This is a genomic window from Qaidamihabitans albus, assembly GCF_016464705.1.
GTDB lineage: Bacteria > Actinomycetota > Actinomycetes > Mycobacteriales > Pseudonocardiaceae > Qaidamihabitans > Qaidamihabitans albus.
On sequence record NZ_JAEHOB010000016.1, the window covers coordinates 85807 to 106935 of the forward strand.

Below are 21129 nucleotides of genomic sequence, written 5' to 3' on the forward strand. Positions count from 1 at the left end.
CGCGGTGCGCCTTTAGCGGGCAAAATGTCGCCAGGGACGGGGCGGGACGGACAGGGATCGGGTTGCGAATCCTGTCAAGCCGGAATCCCTGATCTGTGGACAACCATGGCGTTGTGGACAACTGGGCCGCTTCTGTGTCGGAGCGGCTCGGGTTGTCGGATGCAGCCGCAATTCTGCCGTGGTGACGATAACAACGAAGCCACATGAACTCGTCGATGTATTCAGGGGCTCTGTCGCCAGGCGGGATGGCTACGTAACGAAGGGCCAACTGCGCGGACCCCGGTTCCGGCGGCTCTTCCAGGACGTCTACGCACCAGCCGACGTGCCGGTGACACATGCGCTGAGATGCCGTGGGGCCGCCCTCATCGTACCCAAAGAAGCCGTGCTCACCGGCCGCTCGGCCGCAACGGTCCTCGGAGTCGAACTCGCCAGACCCAATGATCCGGTCGAGTTCGTCGTACCAGAGGAATCCAGATTCGGCCCCATCAAAGGCATCCACGTCCGCCGCACTGCGGTCGATCGTAAGGAATCACGTCCATGGCACGGCATTCGGATTGCCCGGCCACCCAGGGTCGCACTCGACTTGATTCTGCGACTGTCGCCGCGCACCCGTGGCTGGGTACGTCGGCTTCGCATTGCGGTTCCAGATATCGACGCCTTCCTGCGGGCGCGCAAAGTCAACGCGCGGCGGCTCCTGCGTGAGATGTCCGGGCGACGAAACTGGGGAATCCGACTCGCTCGTCAGGTGGTGGCGTTGTCCGATCCGCGCGCCGAATCGCTCCCAGAGTCGGAACTGCGCGTCGTTCTGACTGTCGGCGGCCACCACGCGGTCCCGCAATACAGGATTCTCAGGCACGGCAGAGAGGTCGCGAGGCTGGATCTCGCGATCGAGGAGACGAAGACAGCCATCGAGTACGACGGGCGCTGGCACGAGGACGCCAAGCAACGCCTACTGGACGAAGCGCGACGAGAACGTCTGGTGGCGGAAGGATGGCGTTTCGTGATTGTCACCGCGGACAAGTTGGCGGGCGACTACCGACTGATCCTCGACGAGGTCCGTGAGGCTCGGCGAGGCCGCTAGTCGCTCTCGTCGCTGTGAGCCATCGAACGGACGTGGCGAGTCTGCGCGGCTCGCGCCGCCAACTCGGCATCCGGGGGATAGTCCACGCCGACAAGTGTAAGCCCGTGCGCCGGCGCTACCGCGCTCTCACGCGATCGGCTCAGCAGCGCCTCTGCAGGCCATCCGGCATCACGTCGGCCATCCCCGACAAGCAGGAGAGCGCCGACGAGGCTGCGCACCATCGAGTGACAGAACGCGTCCGCGGACACGGCTACCTGCACGTCATGATCACCAATACGGTGCCAGCGGAACTCCTGCAGTTCCCTGATCGTGGTGGCGCCCTCCCTCTGTTTGCAGAACGCTGCGAAGTCATGAAGACCGAGCAGGGCAGCCGATGCTTCGTTCATGGCGTCGACCGACAACGGTCGTGCCCACGCGAGGGTGTCGTGACGACGCAGCGGATTCACGCCCCACGGGGCGTCCGAGACCTGGTAACGGTAGTGGCGCCGTACCGCGGAGAAGCGCGCGTCGAAGCCCGGCGGTGCCACCCGAGCGCGCAGTATGCGCACGTCATCGGGGAGGTAGCGGTTCCACCGGTGCCGCATGCGGTCCAGATCCGGAATGCCGTGTTCATCGACGGGCAGCCGTCGCGACGACGTTTCGCCCGCAAAAGGCGCCACGTCGACGTGAACGACCTGGGCGGTGGCATGGACACCCGCGTCCGTGCGGCCTGCCACCACGGTCGAGCCGGGCACGTCGGTGCCCGGTGGCTGCTTCGCCAGGGCCTCCTCCAAGAGGCCCTGGACTGTCCGTCGATCAGGCTGGCGGGCCCAGCCAGAAAAGCCAGTGCCGTCGTAACCGACGTCGAGACGGAGACGAACGAGCCCGCCCTCCCCGGCGGGAGAAGCGGGCTCGTTCGGGTGGTTCACAGCCGTCAGGACTGGTCCTTCTTGTCCTCGGCCGGGGTCTCGACGTCGTCGGCACCCTCGGCCGGCTCGGCCGCCGCCTCGTCGGTGGCCGACACCGGAGCCTCCGCATCCTGGTCGGCTACCGGCTCACCCGCCGTCCCCGAGGTCTCGGTGACGTCCGAAGCCTCGACGGCCTCCTCCGCCCTGGCCTCGGCCTCGGCGGGCTTCGGCTGGTCCTTGGCGAACTTGGTCTTGCGAGCTGCCTCGGCCTCCGCGGTAGCGGTCTTCTCCGACACCAGTTCGATGACCGCCATGGGAGCGTTGTCGCCCTTGCGCGGCATCGTCTTGGTGATCCGGACGTAGCCGCCATCGCGGTCGTCGTAGAACGGGCCGATCTCGGCCATCAGCTTGTGCACAACGTCCTTGTTGCGGACGACGCGCATGATCTGCCGCCGGTTGTGCAGGTCACCACGCTTGGCCTTGGTGATCAGCTTCTCGGCGAGTGGGCGGACACGCTTGGCCTTCGCCTCGGTGGTCGTGATCCTGCCGTGCTCGAACAGCGACGTGGCCAGGTTCGCCAGAATCAGCCGCTCGTGCGACGGCGATCCGCCAAGACGGGCGCCCTTGGTGGGGGTGGGCATCGGTTCTCCTCGTTCAGCTCCTCAGCGGCAAGACCGGGCGCCCACAGCGGGCCGCCCGCATCGGTCTTACAGCTGCTCCGTCTCTGCGTAGTCCTGGCCGTCGTCGTGGCCAGCGTCCGAAAGGCCGTCGACGCTCTCGGACCAACCTTCACCTTCGTAGCTGGCGGCAGCCGCCGTCGGATCGAATCCGGGCGGGCTGTCCTTGAGCGACAGGCCGAGGCCGACGAGCTTCATCTTGACCTCGTCGATCGACTTCGCGCCGAAGTTACGAATGTCGAGCAGGTCGGCCTCGCTGCGCGAGACCAGTTCGCCCACGGTGTGGATGCCCTCACGCTTGAGGCAGTTGTACGACCGCACGGTGAGGTCGAGGTCCTCGATCGGCATCGCGTAGGCGGCGATGGTGTCCGCCTCCTGAGGCGACGGGCCGATCTCGATGCCCTCGGCGTCGATGTTCAGCTCGCGCGCAAGGCCGAACAGCTCGACGAGCGTCTTACCCGCCGAAGCGACGGCGTCCCGCGGCGTGATCGACGGCTTCGTCTCCACGTCGAGGATCAGCTTGTCGAAGTCGGTCCGCTGCTCGACACGGGTGGCCTCGACCTTGTAGGTCACCTTGAGCACCGGCGAGTAGATCGAGTCGACCGGAATGCGGCCGATCTCGGCGCCGGCCTGCTTGTTCTGCAGGGCGGGCACGTACCCGCGGCCGCGCTCGACGACGAGTTCGATCTCGAGCTTGCCCTTGCCGTTGAGCGAGGCGATGTGCAGGTCCGGGTTGTGCACGGTGACACCGGCCGGCGGCACGATGTCCGCCGCGGTGACCTCGCCGGGCCCCTGCTTGCGCAGGTACATCGTCACCGGCTCGTCCTCCTCGGAGGACACCACGAGCTCCTTGAGGTTCAGGATGATCTCGGTGACGTCTTCCTTCACCCCGGGGACGGTGGTGAACTCGTGCAGCACGCCGTCGATGCGGATGCTCGTGACAGCGGCGCCCGGGATGGACGACAGCAGCGTGCGCCGCAGCGAGTTGCCGAGTGTGTAGCCGAAGCCGGGCTCGAGGGGCTCGATGGTGAACCGCGAGCGTGTCTCGTTGACCGTCTCTTCGCCGAGAGACGGCCGCTGGGAAATCAGCACTTTCCTTCTTCCTTTCCTGCCGACGCCCGCCATATGACGTCGAAAGGTGTGGCGTAGCGGCGACGCGCTCGGGGCGCCGCCGCCAGACCCCGTCCTGGCCGGAGCCAGGCTGGGATCACTTCGAGTAGAGCTCGACGATGAGCTGCTCCTGAACCGGAACGTCGATCTGGGCACGCTCGGGCAGCTGGTGCACGAGGATGCGGAGATTCGACGGCACGACCTGCAGCCAGCCCGGGATCGGCCGGTCTCCGAACGATTCCTTCGCGGCCACGAACGGCAGCATCTGCAGCGACTTGGGCCGCACGTCGATGATGTCGAACCTGGAGACGCGGAAGCTCGGGATGTTCACCTTCTCGCCGTTGACCACGAAGTGTCCGTGGCTGACGAGCTGGCGAGCCTGCCTGCGGGTACGGGCCAGCCCGGCCCGGTAAACCACGTTGTCCAGACGGGACTCGAGGATCTGCAGCAGGTTCTCACCGGTCTTGCCTGCGCGGCGGTTGGCCTCCTCGTAGTAGCGCTTGAACTGGCGCTCGAGGATTCCGTACGTGTGCCGGGCCTTCTGCTTCTCCTGCAGCTGGAGCAGGTACTCGCTCTCCTTGATCCGACCACGGCCGTGCTGGCCGGGCGGGTAGGGGCGACGTTCGAATGCCTGGTCGCCGCCGATGAGGTCGACCTTGAGGCGCCGCGAGATACGGGTTGCGGGGCCGGTGTAGCGAGCCATGTGTTCTTACTCCTCCCCGTTCCTCAGACCCGGCGCCGCTTGGGCGGGCGGCAGCCGTTGTGGGGCTGCGGGGTCACGTCTTGGATAGTGCCGACCTCGAGACCCGCCGCCTGCAGCGAACGGATCGCGGTCTCCCGGCCGGAGCCGGGGCCTTTGACGAACACGTCGACCTTCTTCATGCCGTGCTCGGCGGCCTTACGGGCAGCACTCTCGGCGGCCATCTGGGCGGCGTACGGCGTGGACTTACGGGAGCCCTTGAAACCGACGTGGCCGGACGACGCCCACGAGATCACCGCGCCGTTGGGGTCGGTGATCGAAACGATCGTGTTGTTGAACGTGCTCTTGATGTGGGCGTGCCCATGAGCGACGTTCTTCTTCTCCTTGCGCCGGACCTTCTTGGTCCCCGCAGTACGAGACTTCGGTGGCATGTCTGGGTGATCTCCTCGTTAGCGCGAGTTCTCTTGATGGGCTGCCGCTGCCTCACGCTGACCGCGCCGGATCAGCGAACCGGCGTCGGTGTAGAGCTGGCGCAGCGCCATCGGGCGGGCGTAGAGGGCCTTCGGTGAAACGCATGAAGCCGCGTCACGGCGCTGAACACCGCCCGCGCGCACGACCTTCCTGCCTCGAACGCTCACTTCTTGCCTGCCTTCTTCTTGCCGGCGACCGTCTTCTTCGGACCCTTACGGGTGCGGGCGTTGGTCTTGGTGCGCTGCCCACGGACGGGCAGACCGCGGCGCCACCGCAGACCCTCGTAGCACCCGATCTCGATCTTCCGACGGATGTCGGCGTTCACCTCGCGGCGGAGGTCACCTTCGACCTTGAAGTTCTCTTCGATGTAGTCCCGCAGCCTCACGAGATCGTCGTCACTGAGGTCCTTCACGCGGGCGTCCGCGCTGAGGTCCGTAGCGGCGATCATCGCCTTGGAGCGGGTACGGCCTACGCCGTAGATGTAGGTCAGCGCGATCTCGAGCCGCTTCTCGCGGGGAAGATCGACGCCAGCGAGTCGTGCCATTGGCGCTCGTGCTCCTTCTTCGTCGTCTCTCCAGGTCTTCTCCCCGTCCATCCCGGGACCGACTCGCTGTCGTCCGCCCGCTCTCGCGGGCGGTGTCCCGGCCCCGGCCTGGAGTCCGGGGGTGAACCTGGCCGCTGTGCGGCCCGGCAGGCGCGGGGAGGGTTATTGAGATGTCAATCCACTCCGAACGAGTGCTGGCGATCAGCCCTGCCGCTGTTTGTGCCGCAGGTTGTCGCAGATCACCATGATGCGCCCGTGCCGACGGACGATCTGGCACTTGTCGCAGATCTTCTTGACGCTCGGTTGAACCTTCACGTCTCCTGCTCTCCTGCTTGTGCTGAGTTGTTGCGCGCCCCCTGGCGGAGGTCAGCCTCCACCACGCTCACCGTGATCACTTGTAGCGGTAGACGATGCGACCACGGGACAAGTCGTAGGGCGACAGCTCCACGACAACCCTGTCCTCTGGCAGAATACGGATGTAGTGCTGCCGCATCTTGCCGCTGATGTGTGCAAGGACCTTGTGGCCGTTCTCCAACTCGACGCGAAACATCGCGTTGGGAAGCGGCTCGATCACGCGGCCTTCGACCTCGATGGCCCCGTCCTTCTTCGCCATGTCCTCCGCGTTTCGTAATTGGTTGAGCGGTGAGTGCCTGTCTGACTGGTACCGACACGCGCGTCACCCCGACTCCAGTGCCCAGGAATACACAAGCGCGATGGAATCGACGTGATGAGCACGCCGAATAGACAGTGTACGCATCCCGTGTCGCGGACCCCAAGCGGGGTCCGTTTGTGCTAGGCACAGCTACTCAGTGTTAGGCACCTCAATGATAACACTGTCACCGGTGCGCGCTCGACCAGTCACCCATCGCACCGCCCACGCGACCTTTAGCCCGCTAAAGGCGGCGGCCGGGTGCCTGCGGGCTGCCTTTAGCCCGCTAAAGGCAGCGTCGGCGGGCCGCAGGTTGGGGCGTGATCTAGAGCTCGGGGGCCGTCAGGACTCTGGGGCCGTCCTCGGTCACGGCCACGGTGTGCTCCCAGTGCGCCGCGCGGGAGCCGTCCGCGGTCACGACCGTCCAGCCGTCCTCGAGCTCGACCGTGTCACCCGTTCCGGCGGTCAACATCGGCTCGATCGCCAGTGCCATCCCGGCCCGCAGCCGAGGCCCCTGCCCCGGCTTGCCGACATTCGGCAGGAACGGGTCCATGTGCATCTGACGGCCGATCCCATGGCCGCCGTACTCGGCGACCATGCCGTACTCGGCGCCGTGGTCCGCCGCGGCCTGCTCCGCTGCCGACTGCACGGCAAACGAAATATCGGTGAGCCGCGCACCGGGTACGACCGCCTTGACGCCCGCCCACATCGCAGCCTTGGTGGCCGCGGACAACGCCCGGTCGGCCGCGGAGACCTCGCCGACCTCGATGGTGACCGCCGAGTCGCCGTGCCAGCCGTCGAGGATCGCGCCGCAGTCGACCGAGAGCAGATCGCCCTGCGCAAGCGTTTGCGCGGTGGACGGGATGCCGTGCACTATCTGCTCGTTCACCGATGCGCAGATCGACGCCGGGAAGCCGTGGTACCCCTGGAACGACGGGACGGCGCCCGCATCGCGGATGCTCTGCTCGGCCAGTTCGTCCAGCTCGGCCGTCGTCACACCCGGCTTGGCGGCCTCTGTCACCGCGGCGAGCGTGCGCGCGACGATCAGGCCGGCGGCGCGCATGGCCTCCAGCTCCGCCGGGCTCTTGACCTCGATCGTGTGCCTGCGGCCGACGCGCCGCAGCACCTGTAGTACGCGGGAGCTCACCGGCGCTTACGCAACGCGTCCAGGACCCTCGCCGAGACCTCGTCGACGTCGCCCACCCCGTCCACGGTTACCAGGATGTCCGCGTAGTACTCGAGCAGCGGAGCCGTCTCCGAGCGGTACACCTGCTGCCGACGGCGGATGACCTCCTCGGTGTCGTCCGAGCGCCCGCGGGACAGCAGCCGGTCGACCACCACATCCTCGGAGACCTGGAGCTCGATCACCGCGTCCAGCGCGGTGTCGGACTCCGACAGGATCTGCCCGAGCACTTCGGCCTGCTTGGTGTTGCGGGGAAACCCGTCGAGCAGGAAACCGGTCTTGGCGTCCGGCTCCATAAGCCGTTCCCGGACCATCTCGTTCGTCACCGAGTCGGGCACGAGCTCGCCCGAGTCGAGGTAGCGCTTCGCCTCCTGGCCCAGCGGGGTCTGCTCACCCACGTGGGTCCGGAACAAGTCACCGGTGGAGATGTGTGGCACGCCAAGACGTTCGGAGAGTGCAACCGCCTGGGTGCCCTTGCCCGCCCCCGGCGGGCCAACGAGAACCACACGCGTCATCGGAGGAACCCTTCGTAGTTGCGCTGCATCAGCTGGCTCTCGATCTGCTTCACGGTGTCGAGACCGACACCAACCATGATCAGCACAGCCGTACCGCCGAACGGGAAGTTCTGGTTCTGCCCCTGGTCGGTGATGGACAGGAAGAAGTTGGGCAGGATCGCCACGATGCCGAGGTAGATCGATCCCGGCAGGGTGATCCGGCCGAGCACGAAGCCGAGGTACTCGGCGGTGGGCCTGCCGGGACGGATGCCCGGAATGAACCCACCGAACTTCTTCATCTCCTCCGCACGGTCGTCCACGTTGAACGTGATGGTGATGTAGAAGTACGTGAAGAAGATGATCAAGCTGAAGTACAGCAGGATGTGCACCCAGCTCGACTGGTCGACCAGGTAGGTCTGCAGGAACCGCTGCCAGGCGGATGCCTCGCTGGGATCACCGATGAGCCTGCCGATCAGGTCGGGCAGATAGAGCAGCGACGACGCGAAGATGACCGGGATGACGCCGGCCTGGTTGACCTTGATCGGCAGGTAGGTTGAGGTGCCGCCGTACATACGGCGGCCGACCATGCGCTTGGCGTACTGCACCGGAATCCGGCGCTGGCCCTGTTCGACGAAGACAACGCTCGCGATGATCGCCAGACCGAGGAGGCACACGAAGGCGAACACCATGCCACCCTGGTTGCTCAGGATGTTGGCGCCCTCGACCGGGATGCGGGCGGCGATGTTGAGGAAGATCAGCACCGACATGCCGTTACCGACACCGCGCTCGGTGATCAGCTCGCCCATCCACATCATCACGGCGGTACCCGCGGTCATCGTGAGGACGATGATCGCCAGCGAGTACACGGTGTTGTCAGGGATGACCGGCTGGCTGCAGTCACCGAACAGCGCACCGCGGTCGGCCAGGGCGACGACGCCGGTCGCCTGCAGGATCGCCAGCGCGATCGTCAGGTACCGGGTGTACTGGGTGAGCTTGCTCTGCCCGGCCTGCCCCTCCTTCTTGAGCTCCTCGAAGCGAGGGATCACCACGGTGAGCAGCTGAACGATGATGCTCGCCGTGATGTAGGGCATGATGCCGGTCGCGAACACGGACAGCTGCAGGAGTGCACCGCCGCTGAACAGGTTCAGCAAACCGTAAATGCCCTGCTGGTCGATCTCTGCTTGGCAGGCCTGCACGTTGGGATAGGAGACCCCAGGCGCTGGAGTGACCGCACCCAGCCGGTAAGCGGCCACGATCATCAGCGTGAAAAGGATCTTCTTGCGCAGGTCCGGCGTCGCGAGAGCCGAGCGGAAGGCGCTGAGCACGCGGGGGACCTCCTCGGCGTCGTCGGTGATCAGCCGACGATCGGCTTGGCCGGCATGTAACCGGCAGGAACACTATCGCTGGCGGGCAAGCCAGGAACGCTTCGGGGCACATACGTCCCGAAGCGTGCAGCCGACTCTAACAGCCCCCGGGAACGGGACCGCACGTAGTGCTGTTTTCGCCGGGTGGCAGCGTTCCGACGGCGCGGTGGTCGCGCTGCACGCCGACAGCATTCTGCCCGCTAAAGGCGCTCCGTCGAGGTCGGCGAGGTGCATTTAGCGGGCAGAATGCGGTCCGGGACTCGACGGGGGCCGGTCCGGGTGGGCGTGGCGCGGGTCACGGGCACGCCGAACGATGCGGCGGGCCGGCCTTTCGACCGGCGTGACCGGCTGAGTACCCGGGGGCCGGCGGGTGCACTTAGCCCGCAGAAGGCAGCACGCGCACCGCGGCGGAGTGCACTTAGCCCGCAAAAGGCAGCACGCGGTGGGGGTGGTGGGACGCAGAAGGGCGGCCCGCCTGGTCCAGGCGGGCCGCCCCTTTGCAGCTCAGCTCGTTCGCTCAGAGCTTGGTGGCGGAGCCACCGGCGGCTTCGAGCTTCTCCTTGGCCGAGTTGGAGAACGCGTCGGCGGTGACGTCCAGCTTGACGCCGTTGACGTCGCCGTTGCCGAGCACCTTCACGAGCTGGCCCTTGCGGACCAGGCCACGGGCCACGAGCTCGTCCTTGCCGACCGCGCCACCGTCGGTGAACACGCGGGCGATGTCGCCCACGTTCACCGGCTGGTACTCGGTGCGGAACCGGTTCTTGAAGCCACGCAGCTTCGGCAGCCGCATCTGGATGGGCATCTGCCCACCCTCGAAACCGGCGGGCACGTTCTTCCGGGCCTTGGTGCCCTTCGTACCGCGACCGGCCGTCTTGCCCTTGGAGCCCTCACCGCGACCGACGCGGATCTTGTCGGTCTTGGAGCCGGGCGCCGGGCGCAAGTGGTGGATCTTGATGGCCATTACTTGACCTCCTCCACAGTCACCAGGTGCCGGACGGTGTGCACGAGCCCCCGAACCTGCGGGGTGTCCTCACGCACGACCGACTGCCGGATCTTGCGCAGCCCGAGGGTGCGCAGCGAGTCCCGGTGGTTCTGCTTCGTGCCGATCGTGCTCTTGATCTGGGTGACCTTCAACTGCGCCATCTCAGACCCCCTGCCCCGCACGCATGCGCAGCATCCGGGCCGGAGCCACGTCCTCGAGCGGCAGGCCACGGCGCGCCGCGACCTCCTCGGGACGTTGCAGGCCCTTCAACGCCGCCACGGTCGCGTGCACGATGTTGATCGCGTTGTCGCTGCCGAGCGACTTCGAGAGCACGTCGTGCACACCGGCGCACTCCAGCACGGCACGCACCGGGCCGCCGGCGATGACACCGGTACCGGGACTGGCCGGACGAAGCAGCACGACACCTGCGGCCGCCTCACCCTGCACCGGGTGCGGGATGGTGCCGGCGATCCGAGGCACGCGGAAGAAGTTCTTCTTCGCTTCCTCGACGCCCTTGGCGATCGCCGCGGGCACCTCCTTGGCCTTGCCGTAGCCGACACCGACCTGTCCGTCGCCGTCACCGACGACGACCAGCGCGGTGAAGCTGAAGCGGCGGCCGCCCTTGACGACCTTCGCGACGCGGTTGATCGCTACGACGCGCTCGAGGTGCGGGGTCTTGTCCTGGGCCGCCCCGCCACGGCCACCGTCACGACGGTCCCTGCGGTCCCGGCCACCACCGCGTTCGCGGTCGCCGCCCGGGCCGCCCTGGCCGCCGGATTGCCGCGTACGTCCCGGCATCAGGCGTTCCTTCCGTTCTCGAGAATGTTCACTTCTAGAGCTCCAACCCCGCCTCGCGGGCGGCGTCGGCCAGCGCCGCGATACGCCCGTGGTAGCCGTTGCCACCCCGGTCGAACACCACGCTTGAGATGCCCGCGTTCTTCGCGCGGGCGGCGACCAACTCGCCTACCTTGGCGGCCTTCGCCTTCTTGTCGCCCTCGATCGAGCGCACGTCCGCCTCGAGGGTGGACGCCGCCGCCAGGGTGTGCCCGGCGATGTCGTCGATCACCTGCACGTGGATGTGCCTGCTGGACCGCTTCACCGACAGCCTGGGCCGCTCCGCGGTGCCGCTGATCTTCTTGCGGAGCCGGAAGTGCCGACGGGTCTTCGCAACACGACGGCGGGTCGAGATGTCCTTGCCGACCGGCTTGCGCTTGGTAACCGTTTCGCTCATGATCACTTACCCGTCTTTCCGACCTTGCGACGGATGCGCTCACCCTCGTAGCGCAGGCCCTTGCCCTTGTACGGGTCGGGACGCCGCAGCTTGCGGATGACCGCAGCGGTCTCGCCGACCCTCTGCTTGTCGATGCCGGTGACCGAGAACCGCGTCGGGCTCTCCACCTTGAAGGTGATGCCCTCCGGCGCCGCGATCTTCACCGGGTGGCTGTAGCCCAGCGCGAACTCGAGGTCCTCGCCCTTGGCCTGCACGCGGTAACCGACCCCGTGGATCTCCATCTTCTTCTCGTACCCCTCGGTGACCCCGACGACCAGGTTGTTCACCAGGGTTCGGGTGAGGCCGTGCAGCGAACGGCTCTCCCGCTCGTCGTCCGGCCGCCGGACCTCGAGCGAGCCGTCCTCGACCTGCTCGACGGTGATCGGCTCCGCGAGAGTGTGCTCGAGTACGCCCTTCGGCCCCTTGACCGTGATGTGCTGGCCGTTGATGGTCACCTCGACCCCGGAGGGGACCGCGATCGGCTGCTTTCCGATGCGAGACATGCTCAGTCCCCCTTCCTCACCAGACGTAGGCGAGGACTTCGCCGCCCACGCCGTTGCGCTTGCACTGCCGGTCGGTCTGCAGCCCGGACGACGTCGAGATGATCGCGACGCCGAGGCCGCCGAGCACGTTCGGCAGGGTGGTCGATTTCGCGTACACCCGCAGGCCCGGCTTCGACACCCGGCGCAGGCCGGCGATGCTGCGCTCACGGTTCGGGCCGTACTTCAGCTCCACGACGAGGTTCTTGTGCTTCTCGCCCGGCTCGTCGCGGTAGCTGGCGATGTAGCCCTCGCGCCGGAGGATCTCGGCGATGTTCGCCTTGATCTTGGAGTGCGGGAGCACGACCTCGTCGTGGTACGCCGAGTTCGCGTTACGCAGACGTGTCAAGAAGTCTGCGATCGGGTCGGTCATCGTCATGGTGACCTGTCAACCTTTCTCACCTGGTTCCCTGGTCCGGGTGCCTCGGAGGACACGGCCCGGGGCCTGTGGCGAAGTGGGAGTGTGGGAAGCCTTACCAGCTGGACTTGCTGACGCCAGGCAGCTGGCCCGCATGCGCCATTTCCCGCAGGCAGATCCGGCAGAGCCCGAACTTGCGGAAGACCGCGTGCGGCCTCCCACAACGCTGGCAACGGGTGTAGGCACGCACCTTGAACTTCGGCTTGCGTGCGGCCTTGGCGATCAGGGCTTTCTTGGCCATCGACTCAGTTCTCCTTGAACGGGAAGCCGAGCTTGCGAAGCAGCGCACGGCCCTCGTCGTCGGTAATGGCAGTGGTGACGACCGTGACGTCCATACCGCGCGGACGGTCGATCGAGTCCGGATTGATCTCGTGGAACATCGACTGCTCGGTCAGACCGAACGTGTAGTTGCCCTTGCCGTCGAACTGCTTGGGCGAGAGCCCACGGAAGTCGCGGATACGGGGCAGCGCGATGGTCAGCAGCCGGTCGAGGAACTCCCACATCCGGTCGCCGCGCAGCGTCACCCGCGCGCCGATGGGCTGGCCCTCACGCAGCTTGAACTGCGCGATGGACTTGCGGGCCCGGCGCACCTCGGGCTTCTGCCCGGTGATGGTGGCGAGGTCACGGACGGCGCCCTCGATCAGCTTGCTGTCGCGGGCGGCGTCGCCGACGCCCATGTTCACCACGACCTTCACCACACCGGGGATCAGGTGGGGGTTGGTGTAGCCGAACTCCTCGCGGAGCTGGCCGCGGATCTCCTCGCGGTACCGGACCTTCAGCCGCGGCACGGTGGGGGTCTCAGTGCTCGTAGGGGCGCTCATCAGATGTCCTTACCGGTCTTGCGCGAGACGCGAACCTTCTTGCCGTCCTCGCCGATGCGGTAGCCCACCCGGGTCGGCTTGCCGTCGGAGTCCACGACCATCACGTTCGAAACGTGGATGGACGCCTCCTGGGTGACGATGCCGCCGGACTGAGCACCACGCTGGGTCTGGGTGATCCGCGTGTGCTTCTTGATCCGGTTGACACCCTCGACGAGCACGCGCTGACGCTCGGGGTAGGACTGGATGACCTTGCCCTTCGCGCCCTTGTCCTTACCGGCGATGACGAGGACCGTGTCCCCCTTCTTCACCTTCATCACAACACCTCCGGCGCGAGCGAGATGATCTTCATGAACTTCCGATCGCGCAGCTCACGGCCAACCGGCCCGAAGATGCGGGTGCCTCGCGGCTCGTTGTCGTTCTTGATGAGCACCGCGGCGTTCTCGTCGAAACGGATGTAGGAGCCGTCAGGGCGACGCTTCTCCTTCACCGTGCGGACGATGACGGCCTTGACCACGTCACCACGCTTCACGTTGGCGCCCGGGATGGCGTCCTTGACGGTGGCGACGATGATGTCGCCGATGCCCGCGTAGCGCCGCCCCGAGCCACCGAGCACGCGGATGGTCAGGATCTCCTTGGCACCCGTGTTGTCGGCGACTCGTAGTCGCGACTCCTGCTGGATCACGTCAACTCCTGTATGTCGCGCCGGTTCTCGGCCTTTGCGAGCCTGGCGGAACGAATGGGACTCGTGGAGCCCCTGTTTACTTGGCCTTCTCCACGATGCGCACCAGGCGCCAGCGCTTGGTCGCGGAGAGCGGCCTGGTCTCCATGAGGATCACGCGGTCACCGACGCCCGCCGCGTTCTGCTCGTCGTGCACCTTCACCTTCTTGGTGGAGCGCACGACCTTGCCGTACAGCGGGTGCTTCTTCCGGTCCTCGAGGACGACGACAACCGTCTTGTCCATCTTGTCCGAGACGACGTAGCCCTCCCGGACCTTCCGGTAGTTACGGCCGGAATCGACCTTCTGTACCGGCGTCTTCGCGAGCTCTTCGGCCTTCTCGCTCATGCCGCACCTTCACTTTCAGCTTCTTCAGGGGCGACCGACAGACCGAGCTCACGCTCCCGCATCACGGTGTAGATGCGCGCGATGTCCGAACGGACCGTGCGCAGCCGGCGGTTGTTGTCGAGCTGCCCGGTGGCCATCTGGAACCGGAGGTTGAACAGCTCCTCCTTGGATTCCTTCAGCCGCAGCACGAGCTCGTCGGCCTCAAGCTCACGAAGTTCTGACGCCGCAACACCTGCAGCCTTAGCCATCAGAACTCACCACCTTCGCGGGTCACGATCCGGCACTTCATCGGGAGCTTGTGGATCGCACGGCGCAATGCCTCGCGAGCCGTCGCCTCGTTGGGAAAGCTCATCTCGAACATCACCCGGCCGGGCTTGACGTTGGCCACCCACCACTCGGGCGAGCCCTTACCGGAACCCATGCGGGTCTCGGCGGGCTTCTTGGTGAGCGGGCGGTCCGGGAAGATGTTGATCCAGATCTTCCCGCCACGCTTGATGTGCCGGGTCATGGCGATACGAGCGGACTCGATCTGCCGGTTGGTCACGTAGCTGTGCTCAAGCGCCTGGATGCCGTACTCACCGAAGGTGACCTTCGTGCCGCCCTTGGCGGCGCCGGAACGCTTCGGCGAGTGCTGCTTGCGGTGCTTGACCTTGCGTGGGATGAGCACGCGTCAGCCCTCCGTCTTCTCTGCCGCGTCCGGAGCGGCCGTCTGCGGCGCCTGCTTGCTGGCGACGTCGGTGTCGGACTGCGCACCACCCTGCGACGCGGCAGCCCGCGAAGCCTCGGTCGAGGTGGGGGTGGTGCCCGACGAACCGGACCGGCGCGGGCGGGCGGGACGCTCGCGGCGCGGCGCGCGCTCGGCGGCCGCGGCGGCGTCACGCGCCTCCTTGGCCTTGAGGCCACCGACGATGTCGCCCTTGTAGATCCACACCTTCACGCCGATGCGGCCGAACGTCGTCTTGGCCTCGAAGAAGCCGTAGTCGATGTCCGCACGCAGCGTGTGCAGCGGGACGCGGCCGTCGCGGTAGTGCTCCGAACGGGACATCTCGGCACCGCCGAGACGACCACCGCACTGCACGCGAATGCCCTTGACCTGCGGCGAGCGCATGGACGTCTGGATCGCCTTGCGCATCGCGCGCCGGAAGGCGACGCGGTTGGACAGCTGCTCCGCGACACCCTGGGCGACGAGCTGGGCGTCAGCCTCGGGGTTCTTCACCTCGAGGATGTTCAGCTGCACCTGCTTCTTGGTCAGCTTCTCCAGCGCGCCACGGATCCGGTCGGCCTCCGCGCCGCGGCGGCCGATGACGATGCCCGGCCGGGCGGTGTGGATGTCGACCCGGACGCGGTCACGGGTGCGCTCGATCTCGACCTTGGAGATGCCGGCGCGCTCCATGCCCGTGGAGAGCAGCTTGCGGATCTTGACGTCCTCGGCGACGTACTCGGCGTACTGCTTGTCCGCGTACCAGCGGGACTTCCAGTCCGTGGTGATCCCGAGCCGGAAGCCGTGCGGGTTGATCTTCTGGCCCACTACCGGCCACCTGCCTTCTTCTTGCTCTTGGACTTGCCCTTGGCCTTGTCCGACGCGGGCCGCGACTCGACCTCGACCGTGATGTGGCTCGTGCGCTTGCGGATCCGGTACGCACGACCCTGTGCGCGCGGCCGGATGCGCTTGAGCGTCGGGCCCTCGTCTGCGTAGGCGTTCTTGATCCAGAGCGTGTCCGGGTCAAGGTCGAGGTTGTTCTCGGCATTGGCCATGGCGCTGGCGAGCACCTTCGCCAACTGGTCACTGGCGGCCTGCGGAGCGAACCGGAGCACGGCCAGGGCCTCGTTGGCGTTGCGGCCCTTGATCAGCTCGATCACCCGGCGCACCTTGGTCGGCGAGTCCCGGACGAAGCGAGCCCGCGCCACGGCGACGGGCAGGGCTTCTGCCGTCGCGGCGTCGTTCTGGGCGTTCATCGCTTTCTTCCTTTTCCTGTACCCGCTCAGCGGCGGCGCGACTTACGGTCGTCCTTGATGTGACCCTTGAAGGTCCGGGTCGGGGCGAACTCGCCCAGCTTGTGACCCACCATCGCCTCGGTGACGAACACCGGGACGTGCTTGCGGCCGTCGTGCACCGCGATCGTGTGCCCGAGGAAATCAGGCAGGATCGTGGAGCGGCGGGACCAGGTCTTGATCACCGTCTTCTTGCCCGACTCGTTGAGCGCGTCCACCTTCTTGAGCAGGTGGTCGTCCACGAATGGGCCCTTTTTCAGGCTACGCGGCATGTTCTTCTACCTCCCTGCTCAGCGCTTCTTGCCGGTGCGCCGGCGGCGGACGATCAGTTGGTCGCTCGGCTTGCGACGGCGGGTGCGACCCTCCGGCTTACCGTTCGGGTTCACCGGGTGACGGCCACCGGACGTCTTGCCCTCACCACCACCGTGCGGGTGGTCGACCGGGTTCATGACGACACCGCGGACGGTCGGGCGCTTGCCCTTCCACCGGCTGCGGCCCGCCTTGCCCCAGTTGATGTTGGAGTGCTCGGAGTTGCCGACCTCGCCGACCGTGGCGCGGTTGCGCACGTCCACGTTGCGGATCTCGCCCGAGGGCATCCGCAGCTGGGCGTACGGGCCGTCCTTGGCGACGAGCTGCACGCGGGCACCCGCGGAACGGGCGATCTTCGCGCCGCCACCGGGGCGGAGCTCGATGGCGTGCACCACGGTGCCGACCGGGATGTTGCGCAGCGGCAGGTTGTTGCCCGGCTTGATGTCGGCCCGCGGACCGCTCTCCACCGGGTCGCCCTGCTTCAGCTTGTCCGGGGCGATGATGTAGCGCTTCTCGCCGTCGGCGTAGTGCAGCAGCGCGATGCGCGCGGTGCGGTTGGGGTCGTACTCGATGTGCGCGACCTTGGCCGGGACGCCGTCCTTGTCGTTGCGCCGGAAGTCCACGACCCGGTACGCACGCTTGTGGCCACCGCCCTTGTGCCGGGTGGTGATCTTGCCGGACGAGTTACGGCCGCCACTGCCGTGCAGCGGACGCAGCAGCGACTTCTCCGGCTCCGATCGCGTGATCTCGGAGAAGTCGGAGACGCTCGAGCCACGCCGGCCCGGGGTCGTCGGCTTGTACTTGCGGATGCCCATGTCTACTCAGTCCCTTACGCGGCTGGTCCGCCGAAGATCTCGATCGGCTTGCTCTCGGCCGACAGCGTCACGACGGCACGCTTGGTGTCCTTGCGCTTGCCGAAGCCGTACCGGGTGCGCTTGCGCTTGCCCGGACGGTTGAGCGTGTTGACGCTGACCACCTTCACGCCGAACACCTTCTCGACCGCGACCTTGATCTGGGTCTTGTTGGCGTCCGGGCGAACCAGGAACGTGTACTTGTGATCTTCGAGCAGCCCGTAGGACTTCTCGGAGATCACCGGCGCGACGAGGATGTCGCGCGGGTCGGGGATCGCCACCGAGCTCACTGCTCGTCACTCCCTTCGGCACGCTTGCCCGCCTTCGCGGACCCCGCGAGGAACGCGTCCAGCGCAGCCTTCGTGAAGACCACGTCGTCGTTGACCAGCACGTCGTAGGTGTTGAGCTGGTCCGGCGTGATCAGATGCACGTACTCGAGGTTGCGCGCGGAGAACCAGCCGAGCTTGTCGTCGCGGTGCAGCACCAGCAGCACTCGCCTGGCCTTCGTCACCGCGGCGAGCGCGGTCTTGGCGGCCTTGGTCGAGGGCTCCTCGGCGGAGACCAGCTCGGTCACCACGTGCAGCTGGCCCGCGCGGGCCCGGTCCGAGAGGGCGCCACGCAGGGCGGCGGCCTTCATCTTCTTCGGGGTGCGCTGGCCGTAGTCGCGCGGCGTGGGACCGTGCACGGTGCCACCGCCGGCGAACTGCGGCGCGCGGATCGAACCCTGGCGGGCGCGGCCGGTGCCCTTCTGCCGGTACGGCTTCTTGCCACCACCACGGACCTCGCCACGGGTCTTCGTGTCGTGCGTGCCCTGGCGGGCTGCGGCCAGCTGGGCCGTCACCACCTGGTGCATGAGGGCCACGTTGGCCTGCACGTCGAAGATCTCGGCCGGGAGCTCGACCGTGCCGCCGGCCTCGCCCGCGGGGGTCTTCACCTCGACCGTCCTCGTGGACTGCGCGTCGGAAACAGTCGTCGTCACTGGGTCACACCACCCTTCGCGGCGCTGCGGACGAAGATCAGGCCGCCCCTTGGGCCGGGCACCGCACCCTTGATCAGCAGCAGGCCGTCGTCGGCGCGCACGGAGTGCACGGTCAGGCCCTGCGTGGTGACCCGGTTGTTGCCCATCCGGCCCGCCATTCGGACGCCCTTGAAGACGCGGCCCGGCGTGGCACAGCCACCGATCGAGCCCGGCTTACGGTGCACGGCCTGCGCACCGTGGCTGGCGCCCTGACCGCGGAAACCGTGCCGCTTCATGACGCCGGCGTAGCCCTTGCCCTTGCTGGTGCCGGTCACGTCGACCATCGCACCGGTCTCGAAGACCTCGGCGGTGATCTCCTGGCCGACCTCGTAGGTGTCGGCGTCGGCCGTCCGCAGCTCGGCGACGAAGCGCCGGGGCGTGACGCCCGCCTTCTCGAAGTGCCCGGTGCGCGGCTTGTTCACCTTGCGCGGGTCGATCGAGCCGAAAGCCAGCTGCACGGCCGAGTAGCCGTCGTTGTCCTTGTTGCGAACCTGGGTCACGACATTCGGCCCGGCCTGCACGACGGTCACCGGAACGATCCGGTTGTTCTCGTCGAAGACCTGGGTCATGCCGAGCTTCGTGCCCAGGATGCCCTTTACTTGCCTGTCAGACATGAGTCTCTTATCTCCGCCGCTGCGCTGCGCTTACTGGATGTTGACATCGACGCTCGCAGGGAGGTCGATCCTCATGAGTGCGTCCACCGTCTTCGGCGTCGGGTCCATGATGTCGATCAGCCGCTTGTGGGTGCGCATCTCGAAGTGCTCGCGCGAATCCTTGTACTTGTGCGGCGAGCGGATGACGCAGTAAACGTTCTTCTCGGTGGGCAGCGGCACCGGCCCGACGACGGAGGCGCCGGTGCGCGTCACCGTCTCCACGATCTTGCGCGCGCTCGCGTCGATCGCCTCGTGGTCGTAGGCCTTGAGCCGGATGCGGATCTTCTGTCCCGCCATGGTGGCAGCTCGTTCCTTGTCGTTTGCTGAGTCGGGCTGTCGTCTTCTGGGGAGACGCAGTCGTCTCGTGCCGCTATCTCACACCGGCATTCGGAGGAGCTTTTCCGCCCCTCGTCGCGCCGGTCTGCGCACGTCAACGCTCTGGAGTCCGGTCCACGCGGTCGGGCGTGTCGCGCCCGTTACGCAGACTGATCCCGCAGGAACGCCCTGGTGCCGGTAGGTCTCTCTTCGTCGCGGAGTGTTCCGGCTCGGCCGGAACCTCCTGACTCGCCGCTGTGCGCGAGCCCCGACGCTCGTGGCAGGGCGGCCGATTCTTTCCGTGTTGCCACAGAATCGGCCGCCCCACAACGAGCAACCCTAATAGGATGCCATATTCGTTATCGGCACCCGTATCCGGGGGTACTTACTTCGAGATCTTGGTGACCTGGCCGGCGCCGACGGTGCGGCCACCCTCACGGATGGCGAACCGCAGACCCTCGTCCATGGCGATCGGCTGGATCAGCTGCACCGAGATGTTGGTGTTGTCGCCCGGCATGACCATCTCCGTACCCTCCGGCAGCGTCACGACACCGGTGACGTCCGTGGTGCGGAAGTAGAACTGCGGGCGGTAGTTGTTGAAGAACGGCGTGTGCCGGCCGCCCTCGTCCTTGGCCAGGATGTAGACCGAGGCCTCGAACTCCGTGTGCGGGGTGGTGGTGCCCGGCTTCACGACGACCTGACCGCGCTCGACGTCCTCACGCTTGATGCCGCGCAGGAGCAGCGCGGCGTTGTCGCCGGCCTGGCCGTAGTCGAGCATCTTGTTGAACATCTCGATGCTCGTCACGGTGGTCTTGCGAGCGTCCGGACGGATGCCGACGAGCTCGACCTCTTCGTTCAGCTTGATCTCGCCACGCTCGATACGGCCGGTGACGACCGTCCCGCGACCGGTGATCGTGAAGACGTCCTCGATCGGCATCAGGAACGGCTTGTCGGTGGCCCGCACCGGGTCCGGCACGTTGTCGTCGACGGCCTCCATGAGCTCGAGCACGGTCTGCGCCCACTTCTCGTCGCCCTCGAGCGCCTTCAGTGCGGACACCTTGACGACCGGGGCGTCGTCGCCGGGGAACTCCTGCGAGGACAGCAGCTCCCGGACCTCCATCTCGACGAGCTCGAGGATCTCCTCGTCGTCGACCATGTCGGCCTTGTTCAGGGCGACCACGATGTAGGGGACGCCGACCTGACGCGCGAGCAGCACGTGCTCACGGGTCTGCGGCATCGGCCCGTCACTCGCGGCGACCACCAGGATCGCGCCGTCCATCTGGGCGGCACCGGTGATCATGTTCTTGATGTAGTCGGCGTGCCCGGGAGCGTCGACGTGCGCGTAGTGGCGCTTCTCGGTCTGGTACTCGACGTGCGAGATGTTGATCGTGATGCCGCGCTGCTTCTCTTCCGGCGCGTTGTCGATCTGGTCGAACGCACGCGACTGGTTGAGTTCCGGGTACTTCTCGTGCAGAACCTTGGTGATCGCCGCGGTCAGAGTGGTCTTACCGTGGTCGACGTGACCGATGGTTCCGATGTTGACGTGCGGCTTGCTCCGCTCGAACTTCGCCTTCGCCACTGGAATGTCCTCCTGGACTTTGCTTGCTCGCCGGCCGGCGTGGCCGTGCCAGCCGATGATCGATCTAGTCGGTTGTGCGGACCTTAGGGGAGGCCCCCCTGCCCGCGGCTAAAGGGTTACTCCCCGTCGCCACTGCACCATTCGGAAGGCTCCGGAAT

At 66.8% G+C, this 21129-nt stretch carries 35 protein-coding genes; 1 reads left to right on the forward strand and 34 read right to left on the reverse strand.

Annotation, left to right across the window (positions count from 1 at the left end; genetic code table 11):
* The first annotated feature begins 181 nt into the window (after positions 1-181).
* Entirely contained in the window at positions 182-1081 is a 900-nt protein-coding gene (locus JAP66_RS25580) for an endonuclease domain-containing protein (protein ID WP_199434402.1), read from the forward strand.
* Here JAP66_RS25580 and truA read toward each other — a convergent pair.
* From truA to tuf, 34 genes are all read right to left on the reverse strand, one after another.
* Positions 1078-1989: a tRNA pseudouridine(38-40) synthase TruA gene (truA, locus tag JAP66_RS25585; RefSeq protein ID WP_199434403.1), complete on the reverse strand. Its 912-nt coding sequence runs from the start codon at positions 1987-1989 to the stop codon at positions 1078-1080. The genes JAP66_RS25580 and truA overlap by 4 nt on opposite strands.
* Before the next feature lie 5 nt (positions 1990-1994).
* On the reverse strand, positions 1995-2609 hold the full coding sequence (gene rplQ / locus JAP66_RS25590; protein WP_199434404.1) for a 50S ribosomal protein L17: 615 nt from the start codon (positions 2607-2609) through the stop codon (positions 1995-1997).
* 66 nt (positions 2610-2675) lie between these two features.
* Complete coding sequence (locus tag JAP66_RS25595) at positions 2676-3737, reverse strand: DNA-directed RNA polymerase subunit alpha (RefSeq protein WP_199434405.1); 1062 nt, start codon at positions 3735-3737, stop codon at positions 2676-2678.
* 115 nt (positions 3738-3852) lie between these two features.
* Positions 3853-4458, reverse strand: a complete 606-nt coding sequence (rpsD, locus tag JAP66_RS25600; RefSeq protein ID WP_199434406.1) for a 30S ribosomal protein S4 — start codon at positions 4456-4458, stop codon at positions 3853-3855.
* Positions 4459-4481: 23 nt separating this feature from the next.
* On the reverse strand, positions 4482-4886 hold the full coding sequence (gene rpsK, locus JAP66_RS25605; protein WP_199434407.1) for a 30S ribosomal protein S11: 405 nt from the start codon (positions 4884-4886) through the stop codon (positions 4482-4484).
* A gap of 18 nt (positions 4887-4904) precedes the next feature.
* Complete coding sequence (locus tag JAP66_RS32415) at positions 4905-5093, reverse strand: hypothetical protein (protein WP_307849716.1); 189 nt, start codon at positions 5091-5093, stop codon at positions 4905-4907.
* Positions 5090-5470 (reverse strand): 30S ribosomal protein S13, encoded by a 381-nt coding sequence (gene rpsM / locus JAP66_RS25610; RefSeq protein WP_199434408.1) that lies wholly within the window; start codon positions 5468-5470, stop codon positions 5090-5092. The genes JAP66_RS32415 and rpsM overlap by 4 nt, the downstream gene beginning before the upstream one ends.
* Before the next feature lie 201 nt (positions 5471-5671).
* Complete coding sequence (rpmJ, locus tag JAP66_RS25615; RefSeq protein WP_091673789.1) at positions 5672-5785, reverse strand: 50S ribosomal protein L36; 114 nt, start codon at positions 5783-5785, stop codon at positions 5672-5674.
* A gap of 76 nt (positions 5786-5861) precedes the next feature.
* Entirely contained in the window at positions 5862-6083 is a 222-nt protein-coding gene (gene infA, locus JAP66_RS25620; RefSeq protein ID WP_005443304.1) for a translation initiation factor IF-1, read from the reverse strand.
* A gap of 361 nt (positions 6084-6444) precedes the next feature.
* Positions 6445-7266, reverse strand: coding sequence for a type I methionyl aminopeptidase (gene map / locus JAP66_RS25625; RefSeq protein WP_307849717.1), 822 nt, complete (start codon positions 7264-7266; stop codon positions 6445-6447).
* Positions 7263-7817 (reverse strand): adenylate kinase, encoded by a 555-nt coding sequence (locus JAP66_RS25630; RefSeq protein WP_199434409.1) that lies wholly within the window; start codon positions 7815-7817, stop codon positions 7263-7265. Before JAP66_RS25630 ends, map begins: the two co-directional genes overlap by 4 nt.
* On the reverse strand, positions 7814-9121 hold the full coding sequence (gene secY / locus JAP66_RS25635; protein ID WP_199434410.1) for a preprotein translocase subunit SecY: 1308 nt from the start codon (positions 9119-9121) through the stop codon (positions 7814-7816). The genes JAP66_RS25630 and secY overlap by 4 nt, the downstream gene beginning before the upstream one ends.
* A gap of 556 nt (positions 9122-9677) precedes the next feature.
* Positions 9678-10121: a 50S ribosomal protein L15 gene (rplO, locus tag JAP66_RS25640; RefSeq protein WP_199434411.1), complete on the reverse strand. Its 444-nt coding sequence runs from the start codon at positions 10119-10121 to the stop codon at positions 9678-9680.
* Positions 10121-10303 carry a 50S ribosomal protein L30 gene (gene rpmD, locus JAP66_RS25645; RefSeq protein WP_199434412.1) on the reverse strand — a complete coding sequence of 61 codons (183 nt, stop codon included), beginning with the start codon at positions 10301-10303 and terminating at the stop codon, positions 10121-10123. The genes rplO and rpmD overlap by 1 nt, the downstream gene beginning before the upstream one ends.
* Position 10304: 1 nt before the next feature.
* Positions 10305-10940 (reverse strand): 30S ribosomal protein S5, encoded by a 636-nt coding sequence (rpsE, locus tag JAP66_RS25650; RefSeq protein ID WP_199434413.1) that lies wholly within the window; start codon positions 10938-10940, stop codon positions 10305-10307.
* A 34-nt stretch (positions 10941-10974) separates the two neighbouring features.
* Positions 10975-11373, reverse strand: a complete 399-nt coding sequence (gene rplR / locus JAP66_RS25655) for a 50S ribosomal protein L18 (RefSeq protein ID WP_199434414.1) — start codon at positions 11371-11373, stop codon at positions 10975-10977.
* 2 nt (positions 11374-11375) lie between these two features.
* Entirely contained in the window at positions 11376-11915 is a 540-nt protein-coding gene (gene rplF, locus JAP66_RS25660; RefSeq protein WP_199434415.1) for a 50S ribosomal protein L6, read from the reverse strand.
* A 16-nt stretch (positions 11916-11931) separates the two neighbouring features.
* Complete coding sequence (gene rpsH, locus JAP66_RS25665; protein ID WP_199434416.1) at positions 11932-12330, reverse strand: 30S ribosomal protein S8; 399 nt, start codon at positions 12328-12330, stop codon at positions 11932-11934.
* A 94-nt stretch (positions 12331-12424) separates the two neighbouring features.
* Positions 12425-12610 (reverse strand): type Z 30S ribosomal protein S14, encoded by a 186-nt coding sequence (locus JAP66_RS25670; protein ID WP_199434417.1) that lies wholly within the window; start codon positions 12608-12610, stop codon positions 12425-12427.
* A gap of 4 nt (positions 12611-12614) precedes the next feature.
* A complete protein-coding gene (rplE, locus tag JAP66_RS25675; protein WP_199434418.1) occupies positions 12615-13190 on the reverse strand; it encodes a 50S ribosomal protein L5 in 576 nt (191 codons plus the stop codon).
* Positions 13190-13504: a 50S ribosomal protein L24 gene (gene rplX, locus JAP66_RS25680; protein WP_199434419.1), complete on the reverse strand. Its 315-nt coding sequence runs from the start codon at positions 13502-13504 to the stop codon at positions 13190-13192. Before rplX ends, rplE begins: the two co-directional genes overlap by 1 nt.
* The gene (gene rplN / locus JAP66_RS25685) at positions 13504-13872 is read right to left on the reverse strand and encodes a 50S ribosomal protein L14 (protein WP_024876329.1); all 369 of its coding nucleotides are present in this window, start codon (positions 13870-13872) and stop codon (positions 13504-13506) included. Before rplN ends, rplX begins: the two co-directional genes overlap by 1 nt.
* A gap of 76 nt (positions 13873-13948) precedes the next feature.
* A complete protein-coding gene (gene rpsQ, locus JAP66_RS25690) occupies positions 13949-14254 on the reverse strand; it encodes a 30S ribosomal protein S17 (RefSeq protein WP_199434420.1) in 306 nt (101 codons plus the stop codon).
* Complete coding sequence (rpmC, locus tag JAP66_RS25695) at positions 14251-14502, reverse strand: 50S ribosomal protein L29 (RefSeq protein WP_199434421.1); 252 nt, start codon at positions 14500-14502, stop codon at positions 14251-14253. Before rpmC ends, rpsQ begins: the two co-directional genes overlap by 4 nt.
* A complete protein-coding gene (rplP, locus tag JAP66_RS25700; RefSeq protein WP_199434422.1) occupies positions 14502-14921 on the reverse strand; it encodes a 50S ribosomal protein L16 in 420 nt (139 codons plus the stop codon). The genes rpmC and rplP overlap by 1 nt, the downstream gene beginning before the upstream one ends.
* A gap of 3 nt (positions 14922-14924) precedes the next feature.
* Complete coding sequence (gene rpsC / locus JAP66_RS25705; protein ID WP_199434423.1) at positions 14925-15782, reverse strand: 30S ribosomal protein S3; 858 nt, start codon at positions 15780-15782, stop codon at positions 14925-14927.
* On the reverse strand, positions 15782-16210 hold the full coding sequence (gene rplV / locus JAP66_RS25710) for a 50S ribosomal protein L22 (RefSeq protein WP_199434424.1): 429 nt from the start codon (positions 16208-16210) through the stop codon (positions 15782-15784). The genes rpsC and rplV overlap by 1 nt, the downstream gene beginning before the upstream one ends.
* Positions 16211-16236: 26 nt before the next feature.
* Complete coding sequence (gene rpsS, locus JAP66_RS25715) at positions 16237-16518, reverse strand: 30S ribosomal protein S19 (protein WP_106181905.1); 282 nt, start codon at positions 16516-16518, stop codon at positions 16237-16239.
* A gap of 18 nt (positions 16519-16536) precedes the next feature.
* Entirely contained in the window at positions 16537-17370 is an 834-nt protein-coding gene (gene rplB / locus JAP66_RS25720) for a 50S ribosomal protein L2 (RefSeq protein ID WP_199434425.1), read from the reverse strand.
* A gap of 14 nt (positions 17371-17384) precedes the next feature.
* Complete coding sequence (rplW, locus tag JAP66_RS25725; RefSeq protein WP_199434426.1) at positions 17385-17696, reverse strand: 50S ribosomal protein L23; 312 nt, start codon at positions 17694-17696, stop codon at positions 17385-17387.
* Entirely contained in the window at positions 17693-18385 is a 693-nt protein-coding gene (gene rplD, locus JAP66_RS25730; RefSeq protein WP_199434427.1) for a 50S ribosomal protein L4, read from the reverse strand. Before rplD ends, rplW begins: the two co-directional genes overlap by 4 nt.
* Positions 18382-19038 (reverse strand): 50S ribosomal protein L3, encoded by a 657-nt coding sequence (gene rplC, locus JAP66_RS25735; RefSeq protein ID WP_199434428.1) that lies wholly within the window; start codon positions 19036-19038, stop codon positions 18382-18384. The genes rplD and rplC overlap by 4 nt, the downstream gene beginning before the upstream one ends.
* Positions 19039-19068: 30 nt before the next feature.
* Entirely contained in the window at positions 19069-19374 is a 306-nt protein-coding gene (rpsJ, locus tag JAP66_RS25740) for a 30S ribosomal protein S10 (RefSeq protein WP_106181897.1), read from the reverse strand.
* A 403-nt stretch (positions 19375-19777) separates the two neighbouring features.
* Positions 19778-20971: an elongation factor Tu gene (gene tuf, locus JAP66_RS25745; protein ID WP_199434429.1), complete on the reverse strand. Its 1194-nt coding sequence runs from the start codon at positions 20969-20971 to the stop codon at positions 19778-19780.
* Positions 20972-21129 lie beyond the last annotated feature (158 nt).

Excerpts from the sequence above, each read along its gene's own strand:
- rplQ (WP_199434404.1), bottom strand. The coding sequence starts at position 2,609 with ATGCCCACCCCCACCAAGGGCGCCCGTCTTGGCGGATCGCCGTCGCAC.
- rpsD (WP_199434406.1), bottom strand. The coding sequence starts at position 4,458 with ATGGCTCGCTACACCGGCCCCGCAACCCGTATCTCGCGGCGCCTCAAG.
- rpsK (WP_199434407.1), bottom strand. The coding sequence starts at position 4,886 with ATGCCACCGAAGTCTCGTACTGCGGGGACCAAGAAGGTCCGGCGCAAG.
- rpsM (WP_199434408.1), bottom strand. The coding sequence starts at position 5,470 with ATGGCACGACTCGCTGGCGTCGATCTTCCCCGCGAGAAGCGGCTCGAG.
- infA (WP_005443304.1), bottom strand. The coding sequence starts at position 6,083 with ATGGCGAAGAAGGACGGGGCCATCGAGGTCGAAGGCCGCGTGATCGAG.
- JAP66_RS25630 (WP_199434409.1), bottom strand. The coding sequence starts at position 7,817 with ATGACGCGTGTGGTTCTCGTTGGCCCGCCGGGGGCGGGCAAGGGCACC.
- rplO (WP_199434411.1), bottom strand. The coding sequence starts at position 10,121 with ATGGCCATCAAGATCCACCACTTGCGCCCGGCGCCCGGCTCCAAGACC.
- rpmD (WP_199434412.1), bottom strand. The coding sequence starts at position 10,303 with ATGGCGCAGTTGAAGGTCACCCAGATCAAGAGCACGATCGGCACGAAG.
- rpsE (WP_199434413.1), bottom strand. The coding sequence starts at position 10,940 with ATGCCGGGACGTACGCGGCAATCCGGCGGCCAGGGCGGCCCGGGCGGC.
- rplR (WP_199434414.1), bottom strand. The coding sequence starts at position 11,373 with ATGAGCGAAACGGTTACCAAGCGCAAGCCGGTCGGCAAGGACATCTCG.
- rplF (WP_199434415.1), bottom strand. The coding sequence starts at position 11,915 with ATGTCTCGCATCGGAAAGCAGCCGATCGCGGTCCCCTCCGGGGTCGAG.
- rpsH (WP_199434416.1), bottom strand. The coding sequence starts at position 12,330 with ATGACGATGACCGACCCGATCGCAGACTTCTTGACACGTCTGCGTAAC.
- JAP66_RS25670 (WP_199434417.1), bottom strand. The coding sequence starts at position 12,610 with ATGGCCAAGAAAGCCCTGATCGCCAAGGCCGCACGCAAGCCGAAGTTC.
- rplE (WP_199434418.1), bottom strand. The coding sequence starts at position 13,190 with ATGAGCGCCCCTACGAGCACTGAGACCCCCACCGTGCCGCGGCTGAAG.
- rplX (WP_199434419.1), bottom strand. The coding sequence starts at position 13,504 with ATGAAGGTGAAGAAGGGGGACACGGTCCTCGTCATCGCCGGTAAGGAC.
- rpsQ (WP_199434420.1), bottom strand. The coding sequence starts at position 14,254 with ATGAGCGAGAAGGCCGAAGAGCTCGCGAAGACGCCGGTACAGAAGGTC.
- rpmC (WP_199434421.1), bottom strand. The coding sequence starts at position 14,502 with ATGGCTAAGGCTGCAGGTGTTGCGGCGTCAGAACTTCGTGAGCTTGAG.
- rplV (WP_199434424.1), bottom strand. The coding sequence starts at position 16,210 with ATGAACGCCCAGAACGACGCCGCGACGGCAGAAGCCCTGCCCGTCGCC.
- rpsS (WP_106181905.1), bottom strand. The coding sequence starts at position 16,518 with ATGCCGCGTAGCCTGAAAAAGGGCCCATTCGTGGACGACCACCTGCTC.
- rplB (WP_199434425.1), bottom strand. The coding sequence starts at position 17,370 with ATGGGCATCCGCAAGTACAAGCCGACGACCCCGGGCCGGCGTGGCTCG.
- rplC (WP_199434428.1), bottom strand. The coding sequence starts at position 19,038 with ATGTCTGACAGGCAAGTAAAGGGCATCCTGGGCACGAAGCTCGGCATG.
- rpsJ (WP_106181897.1), bottom strand. The coding sequence starts at position 19,374 with ATGGCGGGACAGAAGATCCGCATCCGGCTCAAGGCCTACGACCACGAG.